Source organism: Dehalococcoides sp. (genome assembly GCF_041654235.1).
GTDB classification, from domain to species: domain Bacteria; phylum Chloroflexota; class Dehalococcoidia; order Dehalococcoidales; family Dehalococcoidaceae; genus Dehalococcoides; species Dehalococcoides mccartyi_B.
This window is the reverse complement of sequence record NZ_JBAZDW010000069.1, coordinates 1-6,350: the sequence shown is the minus strand read 5'-3', so window position 1 is coordinate 6,350 and position 6,350 is coordinate 1. Positions and strand designations below refer to the sequence as shown.

The window sequence follows — 6,350 nt, the reverse complement described above, 5'->3', positions numbered from 1 at the left end:
CAGTTCAACTACATATCTGCTTTGGGGTGGTATATGTAGTCCTTCAACTGAGATAATAGGCGTGCCAAACACCGTAGTGGGGGCTATTCCGCTCGGCTGAATGACCCCGTGTATAATGGCAGTAATCGTTGGTGAGCCAACCCCTGATGTGCTGGCAATACCGCTTGGCAGTATATTCTGATTAATTTTCGGCGTACCAAATGCCGTAGTTGGCGCAATACCACTGGGGGCAATTGTAAACCCACCAAACGATAATGACGGCTCACCAACTCCTGATGTACTGGCAATACCACCGGGTAGTATATTCTGGTTGAGTTTAGCCGTTCCGAAGGCTAAAGATGAAGGTATGCCAGAAGGTAGAATATTCTGATTTATCTTGGCAGTACCGAAAGCAAGAGTGGATGCTATGGCTGAGGGTGAGATGGTAGCGGCAGAGGTTGCACCAGTGGCATAGAGGCTTCCGTTTATATTGGCTGTCAAGGTGTAGGTGTTGCTTCCACTCCCGAAATAATCACCGATTTTAGAATATTGACCACTCCCAGTAGCACTGCGTTCTAGATATCCAGCCGAGCAATACCACCCAATAAAATCTCCAGTTGCTACGCTGATAGATAATCCAGTAAACGTCTGCTTTGAGCCAGCAGTTACAGAGCCAATTGTTTCGTAATCCCTATCATCATAATCTGTGCCTGACCCTGAAAACGTACCCACTTTTACACCTGAGGCGTTGGTATTGAACCAAACCTCAACTGTATCTAAAATACCAGTGTCGTTTGCGGGGTTGTCAGCTAATATACGGGTAGAACTATCTCCAAATGTCAAGGCCCTATCAATCGCAGCAGAACCAATATCTATCGCACTCATATCAGGCCTCCATTAGTTCTGTGCCGGGCAGTATCTCCTTTAACCCCGTGGAGTATTTGGCAGAGCAGACAGTAAGTTGGCAGAGTTGCCGTGATGGTTTAAACTCCCTCCCTGTCTTTGCATTCTCGGCACAATTGGTCTTTAGAAGCTTGATACGTGCTTGTACTGCATCATCAAGGTCTTCAAGTGTGGCAGGCTTAGCGAACATGTGACAATTAAACGGGGTATCCTTCATCTCCCAGCCGATGTTCTTTTCTACAAAAGCCTCATAATTAGCCTTTGAGATTGCCCCATCCTTACCGGTAAGACTGGATAGCTCCTTTTCGGTCAGTTCACGGGCTGGCATACGTACATGATATCCGTCATATAGGGGTTCGCCTTTTTCAAAGTAGAAGTCTACCCGGACAAACTCCTGCCCTTTTTTATTCATTTGGGTGCTGTCAATTATGGCGTACATTAAGCCCCCCTTACAGAGCGAATATCTTGCTTGCCCCGTTGTCCCAAACCAAGTTTATATCCGCGCCGTTGGGAGTGATTGGCAATCCGGTAGCGGTATCTATAACGGCAATTAGGTGTGAGGTGCTTTCTGTACCTGTGTCTTGCCATATAATGATGTATTCACATTGGTCACCAGTGACAGAACTGAAGGTCGGGTCTGAAGCGTCAAATACACCCCCGGTTACGGATTTACCGGATAGGGTGACAGTGGCTACTCTCGCCCCAGCAGGTACATCATCAATGAAATCGTGGTTAGCAAGATCAAGGGTATAATCAGCTGAATCAACCAGTGTTGCCTTGATAGTGTCATTAAGTAGGTCAATTTGTTTGGACAGAAACGCTTGTTTTGCTTTTGCGTACAGTGCGTTAGCCATATATAACTCCTTATTAAATAAATCTGCTGCGGAATACAGTCTGTAAAGTTCCGGTAGTGCCAAACCCAGTTACTACAATATGATTAGCTTGTCCGGGTAAGAGTCTGGGAAATTGCCCTGATACATCTGTCATGGATGCAGTGCCGTTCTTTTTAACTACCCAATGCTCGGTGTCTATTTCCAACTCGTCACTGCTTACCATACTGCTATCCCAGACCAACTCTTCGCCGGTATCGTTGTTTTTAACAGATATAGGCCCGGATAGAGACTCCCCAGCAGTCAGGGTAAATACAGGCAGGGCCAGCGCCGAACCGCCGACAGTTACAGTGACTGCGGTCGGGTCAGTGGTTATATTGTCAGTTTGGTCAGTCTCAGTAGTGGAATAGCCGTAGGGGTCGGCACACAGAAAGGATATCGTGCCGGAGATACACTTTTGCGTTAGGTTTTCGCCGTCAATCTCATCTAAGGCAGCGTTAAAATACACTCCAGAACGATAATCAAAAACAAGCTCGCCAGTTTCTACAGCGGTTAGTATACGTTTGATACTGGCTAACTTGTCCTGCACATCTGCCAGACTGGTACCGACTAGAATAAATTCAGCGTCTATTTTAAGAGACTCACGCTTACCATTAGAAGCATGGGCTCTTGTATCTAATTGGGTGATATCACGTTTGAATGATGTCTGATTATCCTTAATTCTGGTAATCGTCACTCCGTAAGTGCTCAGGTCTGTGCTGTTGAAAGTTAAGCTATTCGCCATTAAGCACCTGCCAGTCTGAGATTACGCTGGTAAACCCGTTGCATTTTCTCGGATATCTGTTGAGTCAAGCGGTCAATATCAGCTTCTTCCTTGATAACTGGATTATTAATACTGATATTTACTGTCTGTCCGGTCTGAGACTTAGACTGTCCAACTGGGATAACTTCTTCTCCACCATGTACTAATGCCAATGTGGGCGCACCTATTGGGCCGGGTACAGTACCACCAAGTGCAAAGGCTGGTATTTGAGATGCGCTTATTGTTGTGGTACCAGTGGCGGCTGAATAGACTTGAGTCTGAACTGATTCAGTATCTGATTCTGAACCCAGAGCGTTATCAATTACGCTATTCATGCCGATTATTGCCCCGGCACCGATAGCTAATCCTGCTAATGCCTTAGCGATACCAACACCAGTTAGGCTATGCATAAAGACCAGGGCAGCATTAACTCCCATGATAGCCATCTTTATTAGCCTAAAGGCTTTGAGCGCTTGTGAAATGCCCAACATAAGAGCACCACCTGCCAAAAACACTGCCCCAAATTTTGTAAAGGCGTCTACTACTTCAGGATGTTCTGAAAGCCATGCCATAGCCGGTTTAAGTTTTTCGGTCAGACTATTAATAAGTTCTGTAATCTTTGGCATGACTGTCTCGGCAATAGTCACACCAATTCCTTGTAAGGCAGATACAAGACGTTCTTTGCTGTCTTGAAATTGCTCAGCTGCAGTCGCTGATTCTTCGCTGTAAACCATATTTAGGTCATGGGCTTCTTGGCGAAGTGCGGCAATATTATCTTTACTTTCGGCCAGAAGCGGTAACAGATTAGTGCCAGATCCACCGAATATATCTTGGGCGATACTAGCCTGCAGTGTCTGGTCTTCAAGTTCGGACATCGCATTGGCAATAGCCCAGAATTGTTCTTCAGGTGTCAACTCCCTTAAGGCTTCTACACTGAGGTTGAGATATTCAAAGTTTTCAATCATAGACGCTGAACCTTCAGAAGCATCTACAATTGATTTACTCATTTTCTTTGTAGCGCCTTCCAAATCAGTCAAGCTGGCACCACTCATTTCAGCCGCATACTTAAGTTCTGATAGCGATTCCGCTCCGAATCCTGTACGCTTGGCCATCTTGGCTATTTCGTCACCAGCCTCAGCATACTTGTTGACCAGCAGGCCGAGGGAGCCTATCATGGCTCCCCCAACCGCTGCCATTTTCAGACCAAGCTTCTGGAAGTTCTGGCCAGTGGCGTCAATAGAGCGCTGGAGTTTGCCAAGTGACTTATCGGCTCCGACCATCTTGTCGGCAAAATCCGTAGTATTAGCACTCAGGGTTACAAATAATTTTCCTATTTCACCGGCCATGGTTATACCTCTTTACCGCCATACGCAATATTCAATGCCTTAATGTTGCTAAGCATTTGGTCAGCGGTCATTGTGGTTTTTTTCTTGGGCATAAAATCATCTGGCATATAAGACTTCGGATGTTTACGTGCGTCTCGGTTTACGTTGGCTATCACAGAACAGATAAGCCCTGCCCGGTAGTTTTCCCATTCATGGTTAATTTCTATCCGTTTAAGCAGGGCTACATATTCCCTAAAGGTAAGCCGCCAAAACTGGTTATCTGTGAGTTTCAGGTCATACCTTGCGGTCGCCCATAGTTCCAGCCAGTTTAGCGGCTTTGGGCTTCCCCCTGAGTTTCGCCTTCAGCCTCCGGCATTGCAGCATTAAAGGCTTCTACCAGCCGGGCATTTAACTCAGGGATATTTTGAGAGGTTACCATCTGCCCAACAGCCTCAAGCGTTAAACCTTTATCTTCATGCCGCAAGCAAGCCCAAAGTAGAGCGCGTATATCACGAGCCGACATATCAGCTCCGATTTTAAACACACTCTTTCCTGTGGCTTCTTCAAACGCGACCATCGCATTGAGGTCAAGCCGGAGGTTGCGAACTTTATCAAGAGTAATGGGAATATTTTTTACGATATCAGGCATATTTCACTCCTTAACTGGCAGCCCGGCTCAGATAGATGGTATAGGTCTTGGGGGCTTTATTGGTTTCAGTTACTACGATGGTGATGACAGTTACACTACCAGCTGCACCCAGGGTAATAGCACTGGAAGCTTCCCCGGTCGCAACCACATTACCATTTACTGTAATAACTCCAGCGGAAGCGGTGGGGGTAACAGTAACAGATGAAACACCAGTCAGCACAGTGGCAACGTAGGTGTAATCATCATTGGCAGGGTCGGGAGTGATAACAGCGCTCTCAGAAATGGCAAAGAAGGGCGTAGTCAAACCTGTAGATAAACTGATGCCCAGAGTGGGCTTGCCGGTTACTTTGATGGTTGCCATAAAAGTAAGTTTGCCATCAAACGGAGCCTGAGTTTCAATCCGAGTTACAATACCGGAGAATGTCCATGTTGCAATATTGCCAGGGAAAGTAATTACAAAGCTCTGAACTACGCCGTTCAGAAAGTCGGTGTTCAGTCCGATTTGCCCGTCACTGTCTCCCGTAATAAAGTTCCCTTCCAGCGCGATTTCGCCGGCATCTTTCAACCCCTGTATGAACTCCCTGAAATCATCGGATGACTGGTGATTAGTCATCTCAATAGTATCGGCAGTCATTGCAGGGCCGTTGATAGTGGTTAATTCAGCAATAGTATTGCCGTTTCGGGCAATCATTGTCCCAAAGGCTTTCTTCCCGTTAGTCATTTATTTACTCCTTATATGAAATAATGTAATCGCAAAATATTACGTACAGGTCAGCATTGTCCTCATGGCTATCTAGCTCGGTGTCAAGCATAGCTGAGAACACAGTAACCGATTCAAGTAATCCGCTGAAACCACTTAAGGCTGACCTGAGTTGGTCAGCAATTGCTTTAGCCTCAGCATAAGTATCTGTGCATATATTTAATTGGTACCGAGCCTCAACTATGCCGGAGGGGCCATCATGAGTGTAATCACGAGGGGCAGAGATAAGGGTATATACGATATACGGCGAACTGACATCCTGCGGGGCTATTACGGCATATACACGATTGCTCACTAGCGGCACTTTAGTTTTAAGCCATGTGTAAAAAGATGATTCAAAGCTCATTTAGCACTCGCAATCTGCTTTTCCAGCCCGTCTTTTATTTGGTTAAGGGCGCGGTCACGTGAGGCATCCCATGCAGGACGCAGGAAAGGGCGTGCTGGCATTGCTCCGAAGTAACGCCCTTTGTTTTTACCCCTCTTGGCATAACGTCCTGGGCTGCCATATTCAACCAGATGGGCGTGAGGGGCTTTCTTTCGGTCTATAGCAGCAATAGCAGGGGCAGGCTTATACAAATCACGCCGTTTCATCTTTTTAGCAGTTACAGCCTTTTTGAGTGCCCCTGTCTTAACTGGTACCCGGGTTTTGATTTCATTCTTGACCATCTTGGCAGCATCCATCAGGATAGGTTCTACTTTGTCGGCTTGTACTGATTTAGCCAGTTGCAGGATGGTCTGTTGTAACTCGCCTTTGCCCTCAAGTTTAATGTTCATATTTAATCCAGAGCCTCTTTGTACATAATCTGAAGCTCTATATTCCGTTCCCCAGTATTGATAATAGAAACAATACTGAGTATCCGGCTGCCGTACTTAATCCGCATATTTGGCTCAATGCCAGATTGATATCGGATTTTAATAATACCGGTGACATCAGCGTTTGCTTGTTTAGCCTGAAAAAGCTTGTGGCCACTGAGAGGCTCAACAGATGCCCAAACAGTAAGGAAAGTACTCCATGTTTGGGTGACTCCGCCGGCCGTGTCTTGGCTAGTTGTGGGAGTTTCAATGATTATTCGCTGTCTGAGTTGCCCAATATTCATTTAAA

At 46.1% G+C, this 6,350-nt stretch carries 9 protein-coding genes and 1 pseudogene; all 10 read right to left on the bottom strand.

Annotated elements, in window-relative coordinates; genetic code table 11:
* Positions 1-864: pseudogene (locus WC259_RS07245) on the bottom strand (hypothetical protein); the annotation flags it as partial.
* A gap of 1 nt (position 865) precedes the next feature.
* A complete protein-coding gene (locus WC259_RS07240) occupies positions 866-1,321 on the bottom strand; it encodes a hypothetical protein (RefSeq protein ID WP_372643936.1) in 456 nt (151 codons plus the stop codon).
* Between the two features lie 10 nt (positions 1,322-1,331).
* Positions 1,332-1,736, bottom strand: a complete 405-nt coding sequence (locus tag WC259_RS07235) for a hypothetical protein (protein ID WP_372643934.1) — start codon at positions 1,734-1,736, stop codon at positions 1,332-1,334.
* A 13-nt stretch (positions 1,737-1,749) separates the two neighbouring features.
* Positions 1,750-2,496 (bottom strand): distal tail protein Dit, encoded by a 747-nt coding sequence (locus WC259_RS07230; protein ID WP_372643930.1) that lies wholly within the window; start codon positions 2,494-2,496, stop codon positions 1,750-1,752.
* Positions 2,496-3,860 (bottom strand): phage tail tape measure protein, encoded by a 1,365-nt coding sequence (locus WC259_RS07225; RefSeq protein ID WP_372643927.1) that lies wholly within the window; start codon positions 3,858-3,860, stop codon positions 2,496-2,498. The genes WC259_RS07230 and WC259_RS07225 overlap by 1 nt, the downstream gene beginning before the upstream one ends.
* 307 nt (positions 3,861-4,167) lie before the next feature.
* A complete protein-coding gene (locus WC259_RS07220; RefSeq protein WP_372643924.1) occupies positions 4,168-4,488 on the bottom strand; it encodes a hypothetical protein in 321 nt (106 codons plus the stop codon).
* Between the two features lie 10 nt (positions 4,489-4,498).
* The gene (locus WC259_RS07215) at positions 4,499-5,209 is read right to left on the bottom strand and encodes a phage tail tube protein (protein WP_372643921.1); all 711 of its coding nucleotides are present in this window, start codon (positions 5,207-5,209) and stop codon (positions 4,499-4,501) included.
* A 4-nt stretch (positions 5,210-5,213) separates the two neighbouring features.
* The gene (locus tag WC259_RS07210; RefSeq protein ID WP_372643918.1) at positions 5,214-5,594 is read right to left on the bottom strand and encodes a DUF3168 domain-containing protein; all 381 of its coding nucleotides are present in this window, start codon (positions 5,592-5,594) and stop codon (positions 5,214-5,216) included.
* Positions 5,591-6,022 carry an HK97-gp10 family putative phage morphogenesis protein gene (locus WC259_RS07205; protein WP_372643915.1) on the bottom strand — a complete coding sequence of 144 codons (432 nt, stop codon included), beginning with the start codon at positions 6,020-6,022 and terminating at the stop codon, positions 5,591-5,593. Before WC259_RS07205 ends, WC259_RS07210 begins: the two co-directional genes overlap by 4 nt.
* A gap of 2 nt (positions 6,023-6,024) precedes the next feature.
* A complete protein-coding gene (locus tag WC259_RS07200) occupies positions 6,025-6,345 on the bottom strand; it encodes a phage head closure protein (protein WP_372643938.1) in 321 nt (106 codons plus the stop codon).
* Positions 6,346-6,350: the final 5 nt, after the last annotated feature.

Excerpts from the sequence above, each read along its gene's own strand:
- WC259_RS07235 (WP_372643934.1), bottom strand. The coding sequence starts at position 1,736 with ATGGCTAACGCACTGTACGCAAAAGCAAAACAAGCGTTTCTGTCCAAA.
- WC259_RS07200 (WP_372643938.1), bottom strand. The coding sequence starts at position 6,345 with ATGAATATTGGGCAACTCAGACAGCGAATAATCATTGAAACTCCCACA.
- WC259_RS07205 (WP_372643915.1), bottom strand. The coding sequence starts at position 6,022 with ATGAACATTAAACTTGAGGGCAAAGGCGAGTTACAACAGACCATCCTG.
- WC259_RS07220 (WP_372643924.1), bottom strand. The coding sequence starts at position 4,488 with ATGCCTGATATCGTAAAAAATATTCCCATTACTCTTGATAAAGTTCGC.
- WC259_RS07240 (WP_372643936.1), bottom strand. The coding sequence starts at position 1,321 with ATGTACGCCATAATTGACAGCACCCAAATGAATAAAAAAGGGCAGGAG.
- WC259_RS07230 (WP_372643930.1), bottom strand. The coding sequence starts at position 2,496 with ATGGCGAATAGCTTAACTTTCAACAGCACAGACCTGAGCACTTACGGA.
- WC259_RS07225 (WP_372643927.1), bottom strand. The coding sequence starts at position 3,860 with ATGGCCGGTGAAATAGGAAAATTATTTGTAACCCTGAGTGCTAATACT.
- WC259_RS07210 (WP_372643918.1), bottom strand. The coding sequence starts at position 5,594 with ATGAGCTTTGAATCATCTTTTTACACATGGCTTAAAACTAAAGTGCCG.
- WC259_RS07215 (WP_372643921.1), bottom strand. The coding sequence starts at position 5,209 with ATGACTAACGGGAAGAAAGCCTTTGGGACAATGATTGCCCGAAACGGC.